Source organism: Hymenobacter gelipurpurascens (assembly GCF_900187375.1).
GTDB lineage: Bacteria > Bacteroidota > Bacteroidia > Cytophagales > Hymenobacteraceae > Hymenobacter > Hymenobacter gelipurpurascens.
Map to the genome: position 1 here is coordinate 626162 of NZ_FYEW01000001.1, position 20070 is coordinate 646231.

The window sequence follows — 20070 nt, forward strand, 5'->3', positions numbered from 1 at the left end:
GGCTAGGAGAATAGAAAAGAAAAAGGAGCTGGGTTACAGCTCCATAATATCTTCGTTCCAGAGCGTAGGCTCGTCGCGGATAAAGTCCGCCATCATCTGCACGCACTCGTCGAGGTCCAGGATTTCTACCTCCACGCCGTGGCTTTCAAGAAAGGCTCGGGACTCGCCAAATGTGCGGTCTTCGCCTACTACCACTTTCGGGATTTTGAACTGCACGATGGTGCCGGCGCACATGTAGCAGGGCATGAGCGTGGTATAGAGCACCGTGTCGCGGTAGGTGCGCTGGCGGCCGGCATTGTAGAGGGCGTCCATTTCGCCGTGCTTAATGGGGTTGTCTTCCTGCACGCGCTTGTTGCGGCCGCGGGCTACAATCTTACCGTCGCGCATGAGTACCGAGCCGATTGGAATGCCGCCTTCCTGGCGGCCCTGGCGCGCCTCATCAATAGCGGCCTGCATAAATTCGTCCATGGTATTTTGGGTAGGGCCTGCGGTGGAAGCTAGGCCAGGTGAATAGGAATAAAAGCTGCAAGCTACGGCTTGCGCTGCACTTACTGGCCTAGCGGGCGCAAATGCTACGATACGCACAATACTGGCACTTATCCAAGTCGTCGGTTTTGCGGATGGGTTCCTGCGGGTCGAGGATGCGGTTTATTATTCGGCCGAGCAGCTGCTCGCTGTGCTGCACAAAGTCCTGGCCGCCTTCCGTCAGAAAGCTCATATCCGCCGACATAGGGCCGGCGCTTAGGTTGCGCAGGGAAATGATAGCGGCATCCGCGGCGGGGCGCCCGCCGTGGGCCAGCATCAGGCGGTAGAGCCAGAGTTGCCGGACCTTATCGGCGCTGGGTGTGGCATCCGTGATGAGGCGCTCCACGGCATCGGTGGGGCCTTCGCCGCGCTTGAGCAGGCGCAGGTCGTAGGCCTGTACGAGGCCGGTTTTGTAGTCTACCACGCGCAGGCGGCCATCGGGCAGCTGATCCACGCGGTCAGCAAACCCTACCAGGCTCACGGGCAACTTCTCGCCGGAAGGAAGCGGCACATAAATGGTGGCCTGCAGCGCTTCTTCCAGGCTCTGCACCTGGAGCGGTAAGCCATCGGGCTGTTCCAGCAAACCCTCGAGGTAGCGGCGCACCAGCTGCGAAGCTACCTGGCCTAGTACGTGGTTAAGGCCTTCGTCGGCGCGGGCGTGGCGGCCTTCCTCCTCCTTGCGCAACGCCTTGGCAATCATGATGGGAGCGAGCTTCACGAGGCCTGGAATATCAGCGGTGGTAATGGGCTGCTTGCGCTGCTGAAAGGGCTGCATCAGTTCCTCCAGCGCCTCGTGCACCACCGTCCCGAAGCCATCGGGACCCAGGACTTCCTCCACTTCGTCGTTTTCGCGGAAGCGGGCTACTCGCTGGAAATAGAACTGCAGGGAGCAGTTCAGGTATTGGTTTAGAGCCGTGGGCGAGAGGCCTTTCACCAGCACTGCGCGAAGAGCCAGCAGCATGCCGGCATCTTTTTCTAGCACAATGTCGCCGGGAGCTTCTCTTTCGCGCTCCACCGTTAGCTCATGGGCCGAAGATGTTTCGGGCAGAGACGCCAAGGGCTTGTGAGGCTCCTCGGCGAGAGAAGTCACGGTCAGGTCGTGCAGGCGTAGGCCAGGGCTTTGGGGCAGCAGGTCGTTTTCAATTTGCAGCAGGAAGCGGCTTCGCTCGCCGGTGCGTGTACCCTCGGCGCCGGGCAGAATGTGGAGCAAATCTACCTGCCGGGCGCGCTGGAGCAGGCGCCAGAACTGGTGAGCCGTGGCGGCTTCGTGGTCGGCGTAGGTGGGTAGCTGGAAGGTGGTTAGTACATCGTACGGGAACAGGGAGCTGTGGCGCTTGGGGGCCGGCAGTACGTTCTCGTTGCAGCTCAGAATGATGATGTGGTCGAAGTCGAGGGCGCGGGTTTCGAGCAAACCCATCACCTGCACATCGGCAATGGGCTCCCCGCTGAACGGCAGGCGCGTGTTCTTCATCTGCTCATAGAGAAACCGCCGGAACGAGCGCACCGACAGTCGCTGCTCTCGGCAGTCAAACACCGAATCAAGCCGCTTCACGAGCGTGAAAAATAAGTATAGGTACTCCGCCTCAATGGCAGAGTGCTGATCCTGATACGCCTTTTTGAGCAGGTCGATGAGCGTGTAGCAGGCCGCAATGATGTCGTCGCAGTTGTTCCACGTCTTGAACAGCGCCCGAATCAGCGGGTGGCCCTGCCCCCAGGTCTGCAGCTCTTCGGCGGTGAGCAGCACGGCGTGACGCTTCACAATGGTGCGGCACACTTTGTCCAGCAGGCCGTGGAAGTTCTCTTCGGGCTGCTTATCGAGCCACTGCTGGTAGCGCCGCAAAAACGGGTGCTGCAGCAGCTTGCTTACAGCCAAGTGGTGATAGCGCGGAATGCCGTAACCGGTTTCCGGCGAGCCTTCCCTTACGCCCGTCAGGTGCACTTCAAACAGCAGATCTACCAAGTTAAACAGGGGAGTGCTCTGGAAGCTTAGACCCATGGTTACGTTGTACTCCGGCACGGCGTCCAGCGGGAGGCCGTGGAGTACGGGCAGCAGCAGTGTTTCGTCGGGAAGCACTACCGCCACCTTGGCGCTGGGGTTCTGGCGCCTCGATTCGGCCAGTAGCTGGCCCGCCACTTTGCCTTGCATGGAGGCATTGGCCACGCCCACAAACCGAATATCGCGCGGCAGACCCCGCAGCAAGTCGGCGGGGCCGCCCAGGTTTTCATTCGGCAGCTCAAAAATATCCTGGTAGCGGCGCAGGTGCTGGCCGGCGCGGTTGGGCGTACCGGGCTCCAAATAGAAGGTGTCGCCATCAAAATGCACCTCGGCCCGGCGCGCCTTCCGCAGCAGCCGAATCAGCTTTTCCTCTGCCTTCGAGAGGGAGCCTAGGCCTATAAAGACGTGCTGGGGCAGTGTTTCGTCGGCTTCCAGCCGCGTCTGGACCTTGTTTACCGCCAGTCGATACGCTAGGCCAGGGTAGGCCAGGTGGGTGCGCTCCATCTGGCGGCGCAGGCGGCGGTATACCTTCTCCAAGTCGTCCCAGAAGCGGAAATAAGCCGCCGTAGTGCTCTGCGGAGCCGGCTCGTTGCTCAGCTCCCAGCGCTCCAGGGCCTTAGCCTCCGAGAGGTACTCAAAGATTTTCTTCGGGGAGGCCAGGTTCTGATCGAGGCTGGAAAAGTCCTGGAGCAGCAACCCCGACCACCCCACAAACTGGTCGAAATCCAGCTTCGGGTCGATTTCGCGCAGAATCTCGAACAGCAGCAGCTGCAAGGCAATGGGCTCCTCCACCTGCACGCCGGCTAGCTCCACCATGTAGTCTTCCATGGCCGCAATGCGCGGGCTCCAAACCGCCTGCCCAGCCTCCGCGGCCAAGCTCAGCTCGTTCTGCAGATACACCACTGCCCGCCGCGTGGGCACTACCACTACCAGATCCGAGAGTTCATCGGTGGGGCCGTAGCGCGCCACCAGCTCCCGCGCCATCCGCGTCAGAAAGGGCGTAGCGGCGGGGAGCGTGGCAGAAGCAGCGGGAGGCGTGGGAGAGGCAACTGGGGAGGCAATCATATAGCAGTAAAGATAACGCTGACAGGGTGAGGATCAGTTTCAGCCAAGAGAAGCCTGAAGGGCTATATTGGAGAAAATTCGCAGCCAATCATCTCCTAGTGCCTATGAAAACCAAGTATTTTCTACTCTTCTTCTTATTGTGGCTGAGCCTCAGTGTCATGGGAGCGTTGTTCAAAATCATGCATTGGCAAGGGGCCGACGAACTGCTGATGAGTGGAATGGCCGGGTCGGTGCTGGGCGCGTTGGGCTTATTTGTAAAGCTCCTCTTCCATCCCAGGGTGAAAGACTTTCTCAACCACTAGCGCAAGCGCCACCTTAACCAAACCCCCTAAGAGCATCGTACCAGTGGCAATAACTTAACTGCAACTGTTCTCTTAATGGATCCTACTCAGCTTAGCCTTGAACTTCGTTACGGTCAGAGTGCTGACCTCAACCGCCGCCGCTGGATTATTGGCCTGTCGTTGCTGGGCGTAGCCGCCGGCCAGATCGTGAGCCTGTACCAGACCGGCATCATCCATCACCTGCCCGACCCGCCAGTTGGCCCTTTCGATTCAGATAAGGTAGATGCCTCCGACTACGGCTACAAGCGCCTGGATACTCCCGACGCCCTGCCCATGATTGTGACCTATGGCCTGACCGCCTGCCTGGCCGGAGCCGGTGGCCTACACCGCGCCAGCAAGCAACCCGCTATTCCGGTGGCTATGGGCCTCAAAACCCTCTTCGATACCTTCACGACAATCAGGCTAGGCCAGGAGGAGTGGCAGGAAAACAAGGCCCTGTGCTTCTACTGCCAGGTGGCGTCGGTGGCCTCAGTCGCCTCGTTGGCCTTGGCCATGCCCGAGGCGCTGAAGGGGCTGCGGAAGCTATTGGGTAAGCGGTAATCTGCTAGGCCTTAGCCCCTCAAATCAACCGCCCCGTAACCGTCCGCTCTGTTACGGGGCGGTTCTACTACCAAGGCTTGGTGGAATGGGAGGTAGAATCCTGTTTTACCTAGACACCGCCTGAGCGGTGCCGTGAGCAAGAGCTATAGTCACTAGCGTTGGCGGAAGGAATGCCTTATTTGTGTGAAGTAGCGGCTAGCTTCCACCCATCAGCCACATCTCACCATAGGTCGTGGCCACCTTCGGAAACACGAGCATGAACAGGTATTAGATCATACCTATGCCTAGCGTCCAGACCGCTCCCCGCAAGGGTGGATACATACGCTGATCAAACGGCTCTGTATGGGGCTGCAGCACTACAGGTGTGGCGTCATCGCGGAAGAAGGAACTGCGCCGGGCGGCCATCTGAAACCTTATGTTGTCATCGGCCTTCGTGATACGGGAGAGGTAACGGTAGCTCGTCAGATTGGCTGCTCGAAACTGCGAGTTGCAATCCCGCACAAACTTCCTGTACTGACGCTCTATTTCGCCTTTAGGTCGTGTGGCATCTAGCTCGATAGACTTACTCCAAGCCAGCCAAAGAGATGCGGTGTGCGCCGCCGAATCTGCTGCCGTGGCCAGCACTGGAGAAGCGATGTAGGCCTGTAGGAGTAGTTGGTTATCGTGCTTGCCAGTAATCGTTTCGGTGATTCTTAATCCTGCGCCTGGCTTGTATGTATAACCTTGACGCAGCGTATAAAACAGGGTAGGTGAATAGTTCTGCACGTCGCTTGGGGAGCCTAAAGACGTGAGCGTGCCAGTAGCCTGAATCAAAAAGCTGGTTAAGAAAATGGAGGCTAAGCCGATAATGCAACAGGGCACCATATAAAAAAGCGTTAACCACCGGGCATCCTGCCCTCTGTGCAGCATATTGATCCGGGGCCGCATTCCCAGAAACACGATGATGCCGCTCAATGCAAAGGGAAGCAAAAGGCGTGTCTCTGAGTAAGGGTTGACGAGCTGCCAGCATAAGGCCAGCAGCCAATAGGCAATGCTATATAGGAAAAGGAAAGCCGCACCTATCACGACAAACGGCAAGAATATATGCCGCAGCTTAAACCCATAATTAGCAAGCATAAACAGATAATGCCCGTTGTAGAAAAAGGGAGATGTATAAAGTAAGGGGCTTTTGTTAGTGCCCCGCGCTAACGACTGGCTCGGCTTCCCCCTCAGCACCAACCGGGGCAACATAGCTTGACAACGAACGAACCGCTAGACCCAGACTGATCAGAATAAGCACTGCTCCCAGCAGGAAAGGCGCGCCAGGGAAATACATAGGCGCTTTAGGGCTGGTATAGTAAGCAAACAGGTTCGTCATCAGCGGTGGGCCGACGATGGAAGTGAGGCTCATTAGGCTGGTGAGGGCGCCCTGCAACTCGCCTTGCTGGTTGGCGGGCACCTGCCCCGAAATGATGCCCTGTAGCGCCGGCCCCGCAATGCCGCCCAGGCAGTAGGGAACCAGGAACGCAAACATCATCCAACCTTTAGTGGCGAAGGCAAACAGCACGAAACCCACCGCGTACAGCAGCATGCCTAGGTACACGGAGCGCTTCTGGCCTAGCGCCGGATTAATGCGCCGGATGAGTACGCCTTGCACCAGCGCCACCAGCAACCCAATGGCACACAGCGAGTAGCCCACCCACGCCTCGTCCCACTTAAACTTCTCCATCACGTAGTACGTCCAGGCCGATTGGGTGGCGTGGGCGGCTACGTAGATGAACAGCAGGGAAGCCACCAGACCCATAATTACGGGGAAGCGCTTCAGCAGCTTTAGCGAGCCGATAGGGTTGGCGCGGCTCCACTCGAAGGGGCGGCGCTTCTCTGCAGGCAATGATTCCGGCATCACGAAATAACCATACAGTACATTCAGGAACGTAAGGCCAGCTGCCACCAGAAACGGCAGCTGCGTTCCGTGCTTGCCCAGCACGCCACCCAGCAGTGGCCCGATGATGAAGCCTAGCCCGAAGGCGGCGCCAATCATTCCGAAGTTTTGAGCACGGGTTTCTGGGGTCGAAATGTCCGCGATATAGGCTGAGGCCGTGGTGAAGCTGGCACCCATCACGCCCGCAATCAGGCGGCCTACAAACAGCCAGGCGAGGCTAGGGGCAAAGGCTACCAGAATATAATCAAACCCGAAACCAAGCAGGGAGAGCAGCAACACCGGCCGCCGGCCAAACCGGTCGGAAAGGTTGCCCAGCACTGGTGAAAACAGAAACTGCATCACCGCAAACGCAAACACCAGCCACCCACCGTAGCGCGCTGCGTCGCTCACGGTGCCGCCCGTGAGGTGTTGAATAAGCCGAGGTACTACCGGAAGGATAATGCCGATGCCGATAACATCAAGCAGCAGCGTCAGGAAGATGAAGCCAAGCGCGGCCTTGCGAGGAGCTGCCATAGAGGGGAGGGCTAGAATAGGCTGCAAAGGTAGGCCACTCAGGGTTGCGCCGCACCTGAAATCTGGCTGCTAGACAATCAGCACGTCATCCTGACGAAGGAAGGATGACGTGCTTTTCAGCGTTGTAAAGTGGCCTAGAATGGGTTTTAGAACTTCACCACTTCCTGTGTATCAAAATAATAGAGCACGCATTGTACGTCCTGGTAGCCAAGCTGCCGAAACAGTCCTGCGTATTTAAGCAGGGGCTGGCGGTGGCTCGGCTCGGCGGGTGGTACCTTGAAGTCGATGAGCGTAACGCGCGGCCGGCCGCCGTTGGGCGCAGCCTCAAACACAATCCGGTCGGGCTTATAATCCTGCTTACGCGTGCCGCCTACCAGAATCTCCCTCTCGGCTTCGGCTTGTACTTCCGGGCTGAAATAATGCGCCATTTCCGGGTGGCCTACTACGCCCTCAAGCTTCTGCAGCAGTTCTTTTTTCTCGCGGGTGCTTACCAGGCCTTCAGCCACAAGCATGGCCGCTACGCGCTCTATATCAGCGGCTAAGTGCGTCCGGCGCAGCGCGTAGTGGAGCTTCCGGTTCCACTCGCGCAACTCCTGCTGATCATCGAAGTCGAACACGGTATTAGCGTGGCGCTTCAGCCGCAGGCGCTCCTCCCAGGGGGTGCTGGTGAGGTTGGTGAGTGGCAGATCGTGGTTGGGCTTGTTAGAAGCCGGGTTGATGGGCGGCACCGTACGCTGCCCGTCGGCTACTACGTAGGCCATCTGCTCATCCTCCCACTGGCTCGTGCTTAGCAGGTACCGATGCAGAATCTCCGCCACCGTTTTAGCTGGCTCGGCGGGGGTTGGTGCTTCCCCTTCTTTAACGGCCTTCACTGGCTTAGGCTTCCGACTAATGGCATAGAGACGGTGCTGAGGGCGGGTGAAAGCCACGTAGAGCATATTCAGGCCTTCAAGGAAGGTTTTTTCCAACTCCTCCGTGTACTGCTGCGCCAGGGGAGTATGAAGCAACGCCTGCGTTTGGGGCAGCACCGCCACGCCCGGCATCAGCGCCACGGGCTTATCTGCTTCTTCCGTGAGGCGGCCCCAGAGCAGCGTACCGCGGTATGGCGTCAGGGACCAGTCGGCAAACGGCACGATAACCACACCGTAGGCCAGTCCCTTGGCTTTGTGCACCGTGGTGATGGTTATGGCGTCGCGGCCGGCGGGGGCATTGATGCTGAGGCTGCTCTTTTTGAGGTCCCAGTAGGCCAGAAAGTTGTTGAGATTGTTGCCGAAGCGCAGGCTGTATTCCAGCGTCAGGTCCAGGAAGCGAAACAAGTACTCACGCTCCGCCGCCCGGTCCAGCAGCCCAAACAGCCCAATCAGGCGCTCGGTCAGCTCATAGAGGCCTAGGTTGCCGGTTTCCCGCTCCCGCACATCGTAGCCCAGGGCGCGCAGCTCATCAAAGAACGGCAGCGCCGAGTCGGCGTTTGCCAGCTCCGCCCAGTGGCGGGCGCGGTCCGGGGTGGGAGCAAGGCCGCGTACTACGCGCTCGGTCAGCAGCAGGGCTTCGGCGCGGGCCAGCGTATCGGCGGGTTGGTTAAGTACCCGAAACAGGGCCACCAGCAGGTTCACCACCTCCGCAAACTCTAGGGAAAGTGAGTCGGCCGAAATGATGTCGTAGCCCCGCTCTTTCAGAAACTTCGCTATGCGCCGGCTATGGTCGCGGCGTCGGCAGAGCACGGCCACGTCCTGCAGCCGGAAACCATCTTCCAGGGCCTGCTCCACAAGTTGCAGCGTCAGGTAGAGGGTGCTTTCCTCGTAATCCAACGTCTGGCCTACGGTGTAGCCGGGCAGCAGGGCGGGCGTATACGTGCCGATGGCGGCATCGTAGCGGCAGGCCGGCGCGTCGTCCTCGGTAAACAACAGCTCAACGTGGCCTAGCCGAGTAGTAGCTTTTGCAGGCGGCGCAATCTGCTGAAACCCCTCATCATAAATGCCTTGCACCAGCGGTAGCATCTGATGCGACTGGCTTACGTGTGCAAACAGCGTGTTATTAAACTCAATAATCTGACTTGCCGAACGGTAATTGGTGTTCAGATTTGCTGCTTCTAGCGTTTGGTCCAGCGTGTAGTAGCGGTCGGCCAGCAGCCCGCGCAACTCGTCGTCGGCAATGCGGCCGTAGAGGTACTCCGTTTGGTTTTGGTAGAGGCGCAGGATCTGCTCCATCTCACCTCCGCGCCAGCGGTAAATGGCCTGTTTCGCGTCGCCCACGGCCAGGCTTAGGCTGCCCGTGGATACGGCATTTTCAACCAGCGGCAGTAAGTTATTCCATTGTAAGACAGATGTATCCTGAAACTCGTCAATCAGCAAGTGCTGGTAACGGTCGCCGAGGCGCTCATAGAGGAACGGCACCGGCTCGCGCAGCACAATCTGGGCAATACGGCGGTTAAACTCGGCAATCAGCACCACGCCCCGCTCGCGGCTCAGCTGATCCACGGCCTTGCTCAGCTCACTCAGCAGCGACACCTGAAAGAGGTAGGGCAGCATACCCGTCACCAATAGGTAATCGGGCAGCAAGTGCTGGCGGAGCTGCTCCATCTGCTCGTAGGCCAGTAGCAATACCGGTTTGGCCGCATCTACACGGGCTTTGTCGGCGGCGGTTTTTACTTTGCTGCTGTACCATTTGTCCTGCTCCACGGTGGCGCGCACGTAGCTGTTGGCCTCCTTATCGGGCAGTAGACGCTCCTCCCACTTGGTCACGTAGCCCAGTAGGCCACTCTTGCCCTGGTACAGGTCTGATTCGGAAATGCCAGCCGTTTCAATAGCCTCCTGCGCCACCTCCGCCACGGTTCGGAAGGCCGTTTCAATCTCGTCGCGGCGCTGGCGCAGGCCTTCGTGCAGGCGGCGGTAATCCTGCATCGAGAGCTTCTGCAGCTGCTCTACGGCCTCGTGCACCGGCTCGCTGAGCAGAAACTGCCCAAAGTCCACCAGCTCGGCGGGCAGGTTATTCCAGCTGCGGCCTTCATCGGCCTTCATCAGGGCAAAATCCGAAATGGTGCGCGAAAGCAATGCCGCATTTGGGTCGCGGTTCACGCGGTCCAGCAGCAAGGCCACGGCGCTTTGCAGCACGGTGGCGCTGTCCAGCTCCACCTCAAACGTGGCAGGCAGGCCTAGCTCCCGCGTAAACGCCGTCACAATTCGCTGCACGAAGGAGTCGATGGTACTGACGCCAAAATCGGCGTAGTGGTACATCACCAGCCGAAACGTTTTGGTAGCTCGTTGGCGCAATTCCCGCTGCCGTTCCTCCGGCGTCGGCAGATATTCTAGCTTGCCCTCGTAGGCCAGTTCTTCCGCAATTTGGGCCAGCAGTTGGTCCTCTTCGCCTTCCACTGGGTACGCAAAGCGCCGTAGCGCTCCAATAATGCGCTCCTTCATCTCGCCCGCCGCATCGTTGGTAAACGTAATGGCCAGAATCCGCTTGAAGTACGCCGCATCCTCAGAGCCCAGCGCCAGCTTCAGGTATTCCTTGGTGAGCTGATACGTTTTGCCAGAGCCGGCAGAAGAGGAGTAGATGCGGAAGGTGGCGGGCATTGTGGGCGGGGAAATGTGGATGCAAAAGTAGACTTTTGTATCACGGAAAAGTAGGATGCTGCAGGAAGCAGCATTTCCTCTATTTGACGCTTAAGGCTTTTAAATCTTATGATAATATTCTCAATGACAGCGTATTGGCAAAGAATTGAGAGTTGGATTAAAAGTAATTATCCAGCTGTACTGGCTACCCTGAATGCGCCAGCTTCAGTTGCGGAATTAGATAAGGTAGAATCTGTGCTTAATGCCAAACTGCCTGAAGATTTTAAATTATTTCTTTCGGTACATAACGGGCAAGCGCAAACGCACTTGAGTCTCTTTGATGGTGATAGTCTGTTAAGCACTGAAGATATAATTGCGGAGTGGGAAAGCTGGAATTCTATATTGCCGTCAATCAATGAAGAGGGAATAAAACTTTCTGGGAAACCCATAACCTCAGAACCAGATCCGGGAGTAAGGAATGACTGGTGGCACACTGGATGGATTCCTTTTACCACTGACGGCTGCGGAAATAGTTATTGTATTGACGTAGCTCCCACCAGCGAGGGAAAGTCAGGACAGATAATCAGAATGTGGCATGATGATGCCAATAGGCCTATCGTTGCTGCTTCCTTAAGCGAGTGGATTGACGCCTACGTTCTTGATCTAGAAAAGGGGGCATATGCGCCTTCCAATAACTTAGGCTGGGGCGGTATTATCAAAAAGTAGCTTTACAAACAATAAGCTTATCCCACCGGCCCCCACAGTCGCTCCACCACATCCGGCTCAATCCGGACTGGCCGTTTGGAGGCTGGATCCAGCAGTACCCACTGCGTTTCCGCTTCGCAAAGCAGTCTATTATCTGAAGCCCGCTCGATGCGCACAAAGCGCTGACACTGGGCGCCGCGCACCTCACCAATCCAGGTGGTGCAGCGCAGCTCTTCGCCCAGCAGGGCCGGGTGGCGGTAGTGTATCCGGTGTTCCCGCACCACCCAGATATACTGCTTCCGCTCGTCGGCAGGGTAGGCCGTTAGCCAATGCTCACCAGCTGTATCCTGCACCCACCGCACGTATTGCACATTATTTACGTGGTCTAGCTCATCAATATCCTGAGGCTGCACGGTGAGCAAGCGAGAGAATCGGGACGCAGGTGTATCCATGGAGTAAATGAACGGGAATCAGAGGTATGAATACTGCTTAAGCCACTATAAATACACTTAAAAACAGGAATGCCGCCGCGGAATGTGGCCTAGAGGGTAAGGAACGTGACGTGCAAACCGTTGAGCTACAGATTTTTTTGGTATAAATTCAGGGCATGATAGCACTGTATATGGCAGATTAGAAAGTATATGCTATATTTGAAGCAGGTTTAAGAGAATGTAGTGACCCAGACCCTGTTGAGTACTTCCGCGAGGAAGGGTAAGCAGCAAGGAAATCTGCTTATCTTAAAAAAATCATCTATCACAAAAGTACCATGCAGACAGGAACTGTAAAATTCTTCAACGAAACCAAAGGTTTTGGTTTCATCAAAGTGGACGAGACCGGCGAGGACATCTTCGTACACGTAAGCGAGCTGATCGACGAAATCCGCGACAAAGACAAAGTTGAGTTCGAAATTGCTCAGGGCCGCAAGGGCTTGAACGCCGTTAAAGTGAAACTAGCTTAGTTTTATCCTTTTTCGGATAGATTTAGAAAAGCAGGTCCTCCAAAGGGCCTGCTTTTTTTGTTGCCTGGGAAAAAGCAGATTACACGGAAGAAAGTACTACCGCTATCAAGCGGTGCCTCTCTTAACCAATGCCCTGCTGCTGCGTATTTATGGAGAATAGCTCTGCGTAGATTAGCAGAAACATGGATTTTCCGATATTTCTCCCTACCTTTGCAGCCGCATTTGAGAACGGCCACGTTCCGCGCAGCTTGAGAGCTGCCTTTAAGAAACTTGTTGGGCCGGCTTTGTCTTCCGTCCGTTGCTTCCGTCACTTGTCGTTGTTGTTGAGTGGGAGAAGAGCGTCGCTGAATCCGCTGTTTTCAGAGCTATTGTCTCCACTCCATCAACATAGAAATGGAAAACGAAACCGAAAAGATGAAATTCAGCGAGCTGACCCTCTCTGAAGAAATGCAGCGTGCCATTGCCGAAGTAGGCTACGAAGAAGCTTCGCCAATTCAGGCCGCTGGTATTCCCGTATTGCTGCAAGGCCGCGACGTAATCGGCCAGGCCCAGACCGGCACCGGCAAAACCGCCGCCTTCTCCATCCCCGCTATTGAGCGCATCGACACCGACTCGCGTGAAGTACAGTGCCTCGTGCTGTGCCCCACTCGTGAGCTGGCGGTGCAGGTTTCCGGCGAAATCCAGAAGCTTGGCAAATACAAGCGTGGCTTGGCCGTAGTGCCAATTTACGGTGGCTCTTCTTACGACCGGCAGTTCCGCGCCCTGGAGCGCGGTGTGCAGATCGTGATTGGTACGCCCGGCCGTGTGATGGACCACATTGAGCGTGGTACGCTGAAGCTGGAGCATTGCAAAATGATCATCCTCGATGAGGCGGACGAAATGCTGGACATGGGCTTCCGCGACGACATCGAGACGGTGTTGAAGAAGATGCCTGAAGAGCGCCAGACGGTATTCTTCTCGGCTACCATGAGCAAGCCGATCATGGACATGACCAAGCGCTACCAGAAAGATCCTCAGATCGTGAAGGTAAACCATCAGGAAATGACGGTTACCAACATCGAGCAGAGCTACTTCGAGGTGCGTGGTCCGCAGAAAAAGGACGTGCTGACGCGTCTCATCGACATGTACAACATCAAGTCGGGCATCGTCTTCGCTAACACGAAGCGCATGGTGGACGAGATTGTGGGCGACCTGCAAGCCAAAGGCTACTTTGCCGAAGGCCTGCACGGCGACATGGGCCAGCAGCAGCGCCAGAACACGCTGGATAAATTTCGCAAAGGCACGCTGGAAATCCTCGTTGCTACCGACGTAGCCGCCCGCGGCATCGACGTGGAGAACGTGGAAGTAGTAGTAAACTACGACCTGCCCGCCGACGAAGAATATTACGTACACCGCATCGGCCGCACCGGCCGCGCTGGTAAACTAGGTAAGGCCTTCACCTTCGTGAGCGGCCGCGACATTTACAAGCTGCGTGATATCATGCGCTTCACCAAAGCCACCATCAAGCAGGAGCGCGTGCCGTCCTTCGAAGATGTATCGGAGGTGAAAACGACGCTGATGCTGAACTCCATTAAGGAGGTGATTGTAAAGGGCAACCTCGACAAGTATATCGCTCGCGTACAGCGTCTTATCGATCAGGATCAGGAAGAGGCCGTAACGTCTTTGGACGTGGCTGCTGCTCTGCTGAAAATGACGATGAAAGAAGACAAGCGTGCTCAGGAAAGCCTCGATGCCAGCCGCACCCAAGGTGCTGCCCGCGCCGGCTTCACGCGCCTGTTCGTAACGATGGGCAAGAAGGATCGTCTGCATCCCCGCGACATCGTAGACCTGATTGCCGAAAACACCAGCCTCACCGCCGGTAAAGTAGGTGACATTGCTCTGTATGACAAGTTCAGCTTCGTTGAGATTCCGAACGAGTTCGTGGAGGAAGTTATCAGCCAGCTTGGCCGTAGCACCATCCAGGGCCGTCCGGTAGCGTTCAACATTGCAACTCCCCGCCAAGAAGGCGATGCCCAGCAGGAAGGCGGTGCCTTCGGTGGTGAGCGTCCGCGCCGTGGCCCAGGTGGCTTTGGTGGTGGTGAGCGTCGCGAAGGCGGCGGTAGCTACGGCGGCAACCGCGGTGGCGGCAGCTACGGTGGAAACCGTGGTGGCGGCTCCTACGGCGGTGGCGACCGTCGGGAAGGTGGCAGCAGCTACGGTGGTAACCGGGGTGGTGGCTCCTACGGCGGCAACCGCGGCGGTGGTAGCTACGGTGGCGGCAGCCGCGACGGTGGCAACCGCGGTGGCAGCAGCTACGGTGGTGGCTACAAAGGCAAGCGCGACGAATAGACCTGCCCTTATGTGCTGAACGCACATGAGCTAACTACTTACAAACAAAAGAGCCGCTTCCCAGGGAGCGGCTCTTTTGTTTGTGGCCTAGGCCATTTAAGAAAGTTGGGTCGGTTCGAAAACAGGCTTTATTTCAGCCAGTCTTCGAACGACACCAGTACTTATTTCGAGGCGTCGCGCAGGTTACGGATTTCGTCGTGGCCCTGCTTGATGCCAGCAGCTTGAGTTTCAATCAGGCTCTTCAGGCCGCCGGGCAAATCCTGCAGCTTCTGAGCCGTTTCATAGGCTTTCTTGGCGTAATCTTCACCACGCTCGCACTCAGCCAGAATACTATGACGATCTTTGCCGGTTACAATGCTTTTCAGGTTGATGAAAGCCCGGTGCACAGTACCTGTAATAGAAGATTCTTCATCAGGATGCAGGTTCAGCTTGTGCATCTGATCTTCCAGCTCCGTGATATATTCGGAGCGCTGCGCTGCGTACTTCTTGAATACCTGTTTCAGATCGGCATCCTCGACGTCGGTCATGGCTTCGGTGTAGCCACGCTGGCCGTCTTTCAGAGTTTCGAGGAGTTCGTTCAGGCCGGCTTGAAGTGCTTTAGCTTCCATGAGGAGAGTAGTTTTGGTGTTTAGGAAAGAAAGATTGTGGTTTCCTTTACTGCCAAAGCTCCTCTAGGGTTGCGGGAGGGGAGGAGGTGAAATTGTGAAGTGGTGAGTATGTCGTCCGACAGGCCTAGAGGTGGCCTAGGCCTGTCTGTCATTGCGAGCGGAGCGAAGCAATCTTTCCTTTTCGATTGCACGAGCCGTTGATACACCACAAAGCCCTTCCCTCCACGGTGGCGGTAAGGGCTTTGTAGTTGGCTACCAGATGGCGCGCTCGGAAGGAAGGATTGCGTCGTCGTGCCTCCTCGCAATGACACGCATAGGCCTAGGCCACTCAAATGCCTACTTCACCACTTCGCTAATTAACCTTCTCCGCCATAGCACGCCCAGCCAGATAGCCCGTCGTCCAGGCGGCTTGGAAGTTGAAGCCGCCCGTGATGCCATCGATATCCAGCACTTCGCCGGCGAAGTGTAGGCCAGGAACTAGCCGGCTTTCCATGGTTTGCATATTGATTTCGCTGAGTACTATGCCGCCGCACGTTACAAATTCGTCTTTATAAGTGGTCTTGCCTCGGACGGGTAAGGAGGTGCGTAACAGGCTCTCAATAAGGCGGTTTTGAAGCTTGACTGGCAGCTCGTTCCAGCGGGTTTCTGTCCCAATTCCGGCCTGCTCAGCGAGCGTGCGCCACAGTCGTTGGGGCAACCCGAAGAGGGGATTGTTCAGGACGCCTTTCTTGCCATGCTGCTCCCGAAATTCCAGAAGCCACTCCCGCAATGACTCCTCCGTATACTGCGGAATCCAGTTGATGAGGGCGGTGCTTTGGTACTGCAACTCGTGCAGCCTCCGGGCTCCCCAGGCCGAAAGTTTCAGGACGGCCGGGCCGCTCAGTCCCCAATGCGTAACAAGCACCGGGCCTTCGTATTCGAGTTTCTCGCCGGCCACCCGCACACGGGCCTGGGGCACGCTCACACCCGGCAGCTCCCGCAGCGGCGAGTTCGGGACGTTGAAGGTAAACAGGCTCGGCACGGGTTCCTGAATGGAGTGGCCTAGCTGCCGAAGCCACGCGTACTGGTCGGTTTTGGGGGCGCCTCCTGTGGCTATAAGCAGCCGCGAAACGACTAGCGTTTGGGCATGCGCGCCGCTTAAAGTAAGGCGTAGGCCACCGTCCGGCTGGGGCTCAATCTGCTCGGCGGTGGTATGCAGCCATATCTGCACTCCGGCGCGACTAGCTGCCTCCAACAAGCATTGCGCAATGGTTTCCGACGAATCGGTGGTGGGAAACATGCGGCCATCGGGCTCGGTCTTGAGCTGTACGCCCCGCCGCTCAAACCACCGCACCGTATCAGGGGCCCCAAACTGCTTGAAGGGTTCTTTGAGTTGCTTCTGACCCCGCGGATAATGCTGCACCAGTTGCGCAGGCGTATCGGCCGCGTGGGTTACGTTGCAACGGCCTCCGCCCGAAATCCGGACTTTACTCAACAGCTTACCGGTTTTTTCAATCAGTAGAACGTTAAGGTCGGGGTTGGCTTCTGCACAGGCAATAGCCCCGAAAAAACCTGCCGCACCTCCGCCCAAAACGGCTACCGTCTTCTTTTCTGCATTCACAAAGCAAAGGTAACGCTCCGCAACTCGACTTGCAGCCTCCCGACGCATTTAGAAACCCACGAAACCGTTGGCCCCAAGTGGCCTAGGCCAGGGCCGCCAGCACATCATCGTGCCGGAAGGTATAGCCCGTAATGCTCCGAACCAGCGTACTGTCAATGATTTTACCACCGGCTGACTCGGAGAGAAAGGTAGGAGGCTCCAACCCCAGCCGGCTGGCCGCAAGCGGGTAAAACTCCCGGCGAGTGGGGTGGTTTGCGGCGCAGGCGTTAAAGGTGTGGCCCCAACTGTTCTCGGCAATAATATGCTGGAGCAGGCCTACGCAGTCATCGAGGTGAATAAGGTTTACGGGTGCGTCGCCCTGGGGCAAATCGTGGCGGCCAGCCAGGAACCGGCCAGCAGAGCGGCCAGGGCCCAGTAGGCCACCCAGGCGCACCACGGTATGGGCCGGGCCCAAGAACAAAGCTTCAGCCCGCAGCATAGGAGTAGTGGCATTGGCAGAAGCTTGCGCATCTGCTTCGTGCATAATGCGCGGCTCATCAGGGTAGACACCGGTAGAGCTGACGTGCAGAATGTGGCGCACGCCCGCAAGCGAGGCAGCATGTACTACCAACTCCAGCAGAGCCGGATAAGCTTCGGCGGAACCGGCTGCACGTGAAGGAGGAATATTGAGCACCAAAACTTCGACATCGTGTAGTAACACACGCAGTGTATCGGCATCAATAGAGGAAAGCCGGGGACTCAGGCGCAGTAGAAACGGCCGAATGCCTGCGTCGCGCAGGGTGAGAAGCTGGCCAGGCGTGGTGGTAGACCCGTTCACCGGATACCCCGCTTTGACCAAGGCGCGCGCCAACGGCAGGCCTAGCCACCCGCAGCCAAGCACGGCAATGGTGGGTAATGAGGCAGGCGGGGAATAGGCAGGGGTTTGGGACATGGACGGGTAAAGGTGGCAAAAAATCTTACTTTGGCAACCCAAACCCGAAAGAATATAGAAAACACTATTTTTGAGGTCTAATAGGAATGCTGCGTGCCTGATCTGCCATCAACTTACCGTTTATATCCTGACCAGCCCGATGATTTTGAGGCCCGTATCCGCATTCTCACTAACGAGGAAGGTGGTCGGTATATGTGGACCTATAACGGAATTCGTTGGGATTTTAGGTATGCTTTCGACCCTAAGAAGCTAACCTATTGGATGCTTTACCCAGATTTTTATGATGCCGAGGGCAACTCCTATCCTCCTGGTCATCCGTTGCCAACAGGGGAGTGGCTCTATGCCAGAATGTATCATTTTGGTATCCAGGAAGGACGCAGGTCTCACCAGGAGCAAGTGCGCCCTGGCACTGGTTTCTACTGTGTTGAGGGCTCCAGAATCGTCGCCGAAGGCACTGTTACCCGAATAACTGGTTTATTTGAGGAGCGGCAGTAGCCGCTGCCTTTTTTGTGTTTCTCAACTTTCCCACCGACCCCACTATGTCTTCCAGCCATCCTTACGCCCAACCCATGCTTCGCGATAATGCCCTGCAGGGCAAAACCATCGTCGTGACGGGCGGCGGCACTGGCCTAGGCCGCGCCATGACCACCTATTTCCTGCAGCTGGGCGCCAACGTTGTCATCAGCTCCCGCAAGCTGGATGTGCTGGAAAAAACGGCCGAAGAACTGCGCGAACAGACCCAGAATGCCAATGTGCTGGCCGTGCAGTGCGATGTGCGCAAGTACGAGGAGGTGGAAGCGCTACTCCAAAAAACCATCGATACGTTTGGCGGGGTAGATGTGCTCCTGAACAATGCCGCCGGCAACTTCATCAGTCCCACGGAGCGCCTGAGCCATAAGGCGTTTGATGTGATTGTGGACATTGTACTGCGCGGCTCCTACAACTGCACCCTGGCTTTTGGCAAGCGCTGGATTGCGGACAAGAAACCCGGCACCATTCTCAATATTGTAACCACCTATGCATCCGTAGGGTCGGCGTACGTGGTGCCTTCAGCGGCAGCTAAAGCGGGTGTGCTGGCCATGACGCGCTCTTTGGCTGTGGAGTGGGCCAAGTACGGCATCCGGTCCAACGCCATAGCGCCCGGTCCATTCCCGACGGAGGGTGCCTGGAGCCGTCTGTTCCCCGAGCCTCTGGCCTCGAAGCTGGATCCAGCTGCCAGCGTGCCCCTCAAGCGAGTGGGCGAACATCAGGAGCTCGCCAACTTGGCAGCTTATATGGTGTCGGACTTCTCCGCTTACATGAACGGTGAAGTAGTGACGCTCGATGGTGGCGAGTGGCTCAACGGGGCCGGCGAGTTTAACAAGCTCGAAGCCATTCCGGCCCCCATGTGGGACCAGATTGAAAAGACGATGCGCCGTTAACAGTACTAAATACATACCCACTGAGTGGCCTAGCACCATAGTTAGGCTGCCCAGAAAGCGCTCATAAAAAAAGCCGCCCATCAGTGGGCGGCTTTTTTTATGAGCGTAAGAAAATACCCGTTCTAGAACTTATAGCCCTTGAAATCCTTGGTGAACTCAGCGGCGGGTATAGGCTGATTGGCCACGATATCGGAGAATTCAAACTTCTCAAATAGCCCTTTATCATCGTGCACCTGCACCACGAGGGGCAGCATGAGTTTCTGGTCTATGCACATCACAATCCGACGGCCATATGCGTTGGGCACCTGCAGCGTGCGGCCGGCTGGCACCGTAGCCCCCGCTGATAAATCATTGCGCTCCAGAATACGGTACTCGCCGCAGCCAAATTTGTCGGAAATGGCGGTAACGGTTTCGGGCTTGGTGGTTTTGTAGGCCACATACCGGAACTGCGGATAGGACGCGCGTAAAATGTAGGCGGGTCTGCCGGCAATGGTGGTGTCGCCGCTGTAGCGGAACGTCTTTTCGAAGGTGTGGTCGAGGCGCTGGCTGGAGCCGTGTAGCATTTCGGCAATGGTGCCGTAGCCGGCATCTAAGGCGCTATGATGCTGGCTTTTGCGCATAAGAGCGCCCAGCGGATCGAGGTTGAGCGTGACGTAAGGGAAGCTGTTGGGGTACACCCACGCATCGCCGTTATTTTGGCCCGTCACCCAGAGCACTTCTACTCCCTTTTGGTTGCGCAAATACACCTTATAAGGAGAGAAGGCCATTTTCATTTGGGTGTGTGCCTTCTGATAGGAGCCCTCGATGCGTTCCTGCGCCCGCACGGTGCAGCGCAGCGTTTTGAGGTTGGTAATGGCCGTACTTAAGCGGGAAATAACCTGGTCGGTGGAGAGTTTTTCGCTCGGCGCTAAGGCGGCCGCAGATGTGGCGACTGTGGCTGCTGCAAGGGCTGCAACGGCGGAGAGTCGGAAAATAGAAATCATACAGGAACTAGCAGCTAAACAGGGATGTGGGAAGGGCATACAATATGCACAAACCGAGCCGAAGAGATGGTAAAGTGAAATGGT

17 protein-coding genes are annotated in these 20070 nt (G+C 56.9%); 7 read left to right on the plus strand and 10 right to left on the minus strand.

Annotated elements, in window-relative coordinates:
- Positions 1-33: 33 nt before the first annotated feature.
- Together CFT68_RS02525 and CFT68_RS02530 are read right to left on the minus strand one after the other, a co-directional pair.
- Positions 34-468, minus strand: a complete 435-nt coding sequence (locus CFT68_RS02525) for a nucleoside deaminase (protein ID WP_088841852.1) — start codon at positions 466-468, stop codon at positions 34-36.
- A gap of 88 nt (positions 469-556) precedes the next feature.
- Positions 557-3586 carry a PD-(D/E)XK nuclease family protein gene (locus CFT68_RS02530; RefSeq protein WP_245815256.1) on the minus strand — a complete coding sequence of 1010 codons (3030 nt, stop codon included), beginning with the start codon at positions 3584-3586 and terminating at the stop codon, positions 557-559.
- A 104-nt stretch (positions 3587-3690) separates the two neighbouring features.
- Between CFT68_RS02530 and CFT68_RS02535 the strand changes: the two genes are divergently transcribed.
- Entirely contained in the window at positions 3691-3888 is a 198-nt protein-coding gene (locus CFT68_RS02535) for a GldL-related protein (protein ID WP_088841853.1), read from the plus strand.
- 75 nt (positions 3889-3963) lie between these two features.
- Positions 3964-4467 (plus strand): vitamin K epoxide reductase family protein, encoded by a 504-nt coding sequence (locus tag CFT68_RS02540; RefSeq protein ID WP_088841854.1) that lies wholly within the window; start codon positions 3964-3966, stop codon positions 4465-4467.
- A gap of 267 nt (positions 4468-4734) precedes the next feature.
- On the opposite strand, the gene CFT68_RS02545 is transcribed toward CFT68_RS02540, so the two are convergent.
- The 3 genes from CFT68_RS02545 to CFT68_RS02555 form a co-directional block, all read right to left on the minus strand.
- Entirely contained in the window at positions 4735-5583 is an 849-nt protein-coding gene (locus tag CFT68_RS02545; protein WP_088841855.1) for a hypothetical protein, read from the minus strand.
- A 55-nt stretch (positions 5584-5638) separates the two neighbouring features.
- Positions 5639-6901 carry a TCR/Tet family MFS transporter gene (locus CFT68_RS02550; protein ID WP_088841856.1) on the minus strand — a complete coding sequence of 421 codons (1263 nt, stop codon included), beginning with the start codon at positions 6899-6901 and terminating at the stop codon, positions 5639-5641.
- 146 nt (positions 6902-7047) lie between these two features.
- Positions 7048-10473: a UvrD-helicase domain-containing protein gene (locus tag CFT68_RS02555; protein WP_088841857.1), complete on the minus strand. Its 3426-nt coding sequence runs from the start codon at positions 10471-10473 to the stop codon at positions 7048-7050.
- Positions 10474-10581: 108 nt separating this feature from the next.
- Here CFT68_RS02555 and CFT68_RS02560 point away from each other — a divergent pair, with 108 nt between their 5' ends.
- Positions 10582-11178 (plus strand): SMI1/KNR4 family protein, encoded by a 597-nt coding sequence (locus CFT68_RS02560; RefSeq protein ID WP_088841858.1) that lies wholly within the window; start codon positions 10582-10584, stop codon positions 11176-11178.
- A 17-nt stretch (positions 11179-11195) separates the two neighbouring features.
- On the opposite strand, the gene CFT68_RS02565 is transcribed toward CFT68_RS02560, so the two are convergent.
- Positions 11196-11609, minus strand: a complete 414-nt coding sequence (locus tag CFT68_RS02565) for an acyl-CoA thioesterase (protein WP_088841859.1) — start codon at positions 11607-11609, stop codon at positions 11196-11198.
- A gap of 314 nt (positions 11610-11923) precedes the next feature.
- Here CFT68_RS02565 and CFT68_RS02570 point away from each other — a divergent pair, with 314 nt between their 5' ends.
- Together CFT68_RS02570 and CFT68_RS02575 are read left to right on the plus strand one after the other, a co-directional pair.
- Positions 11924-12115, plus strand: a complete 192-nt coding sequence (locus tag CFT68_RS02570) for a cold-shock protein (RefSeq protein ID WP_088841860.1) — start codon at positions 11924-11926, stop codon at positions 12113-12115.
- A gap of 393 nt (positions 12116-12508) precedes the next feature.
- Entirely contained in the window at positions 12509-14443 is a 1935-nt protein-coding gene (locus CFT68_RS02575) for a DEAD/DEAH box helicase (RefSeq protein ID WP_088841861.1), read from the plus strand.
- Between the two features lie 161 nt (positions 14444-14604).
- On the opposite strand, the gene CFT68_RS02580 is transcribed toward CFT68_RS02575, so the two are convergent.
- The 3 genes from CFT68_RS02580 to CFT68_RS02590 form a co-directional block, all read right to left on the minus strand.
- Complete coding sequence (locus CFT68_RS02580) at positions 14605-15051, minus strand: ferritin-like domain-containing protein (RefSeq protein ID WP_088841862.1); 447 nt, start codon at positions 15049-15051, stop codon at positions 14605-14607.
- A gap of 352 nt (positions 15052-15403) precedes the next feature.
- Complete coding sequence (locus CFT68_RS02585; RefSeq protein ID WP_245815257.1) at positions 15404-16651, minus strand: BaiN/RdsA family NAD(P)/FAD-dependent oxidoreductase; 1248 nt, start codon at positions 16649-16651, stop codon at positions 15404-15406.
- A gap of 82 nt (positions 16652-16733) precedes the next feature.
- Positions 16734-17582, minus strand: coding sequence for a Rossmann-fold NAD(P)-binding domain-containing protein (locus CFT68_RS02590; protein WP_088841864.1), 849 nt, complete (start codon positions 17580-17582; stop codon positions 16734-16736).
- A gap of 93 nt (positions 17583-17675) precedes the next feature.
- On the opposite strand from CFT68_RS02590, the gene CFT68_RS02595 reads away from it, so the two are divergent.
- Positions 17676-18077, plus strand: coding sequence for a hypothetical protein (locus CFT68_RS02595; protein WP_212590357.1), 402 nt, complete (start codon positions 17676-17678; stop codon positions 18075-18077).
- A 44-nt stretch (positions 18078-18121) separates the two neighbouring features.
- Positions 18122-19003: an SDR family oxidoreductase gene (locus CFT68_RS02600; RefSeq protein WP_088841865.1), complete on the plus strand. Its 882-nt coding sequence runs from the start codon at positions 18122-18124 to the stop codon at positions 19001-19003.
- 122 nt (positions 19004-19125) lie between these two features.
- On the opposite strand, the gene CFT68_RS02605 is transcribed toward CFT68_RS02600, so the two are convergent.
- The gene (locus tag CFT68_RS02605) at positions 19126-19986 is read right to left on the minus strand and encodes a LysM peptidoglycan-binding domain-containing protein (RefSeq protein WP_170934677.1); all 861 of its coding nucleotides are present in this window, start codon (positions 19984-19986) and stop codon (positions 19126-19128) included.
- Between the last annotated feature and the right edge of the window lie 84 nt (positions 19987-20070).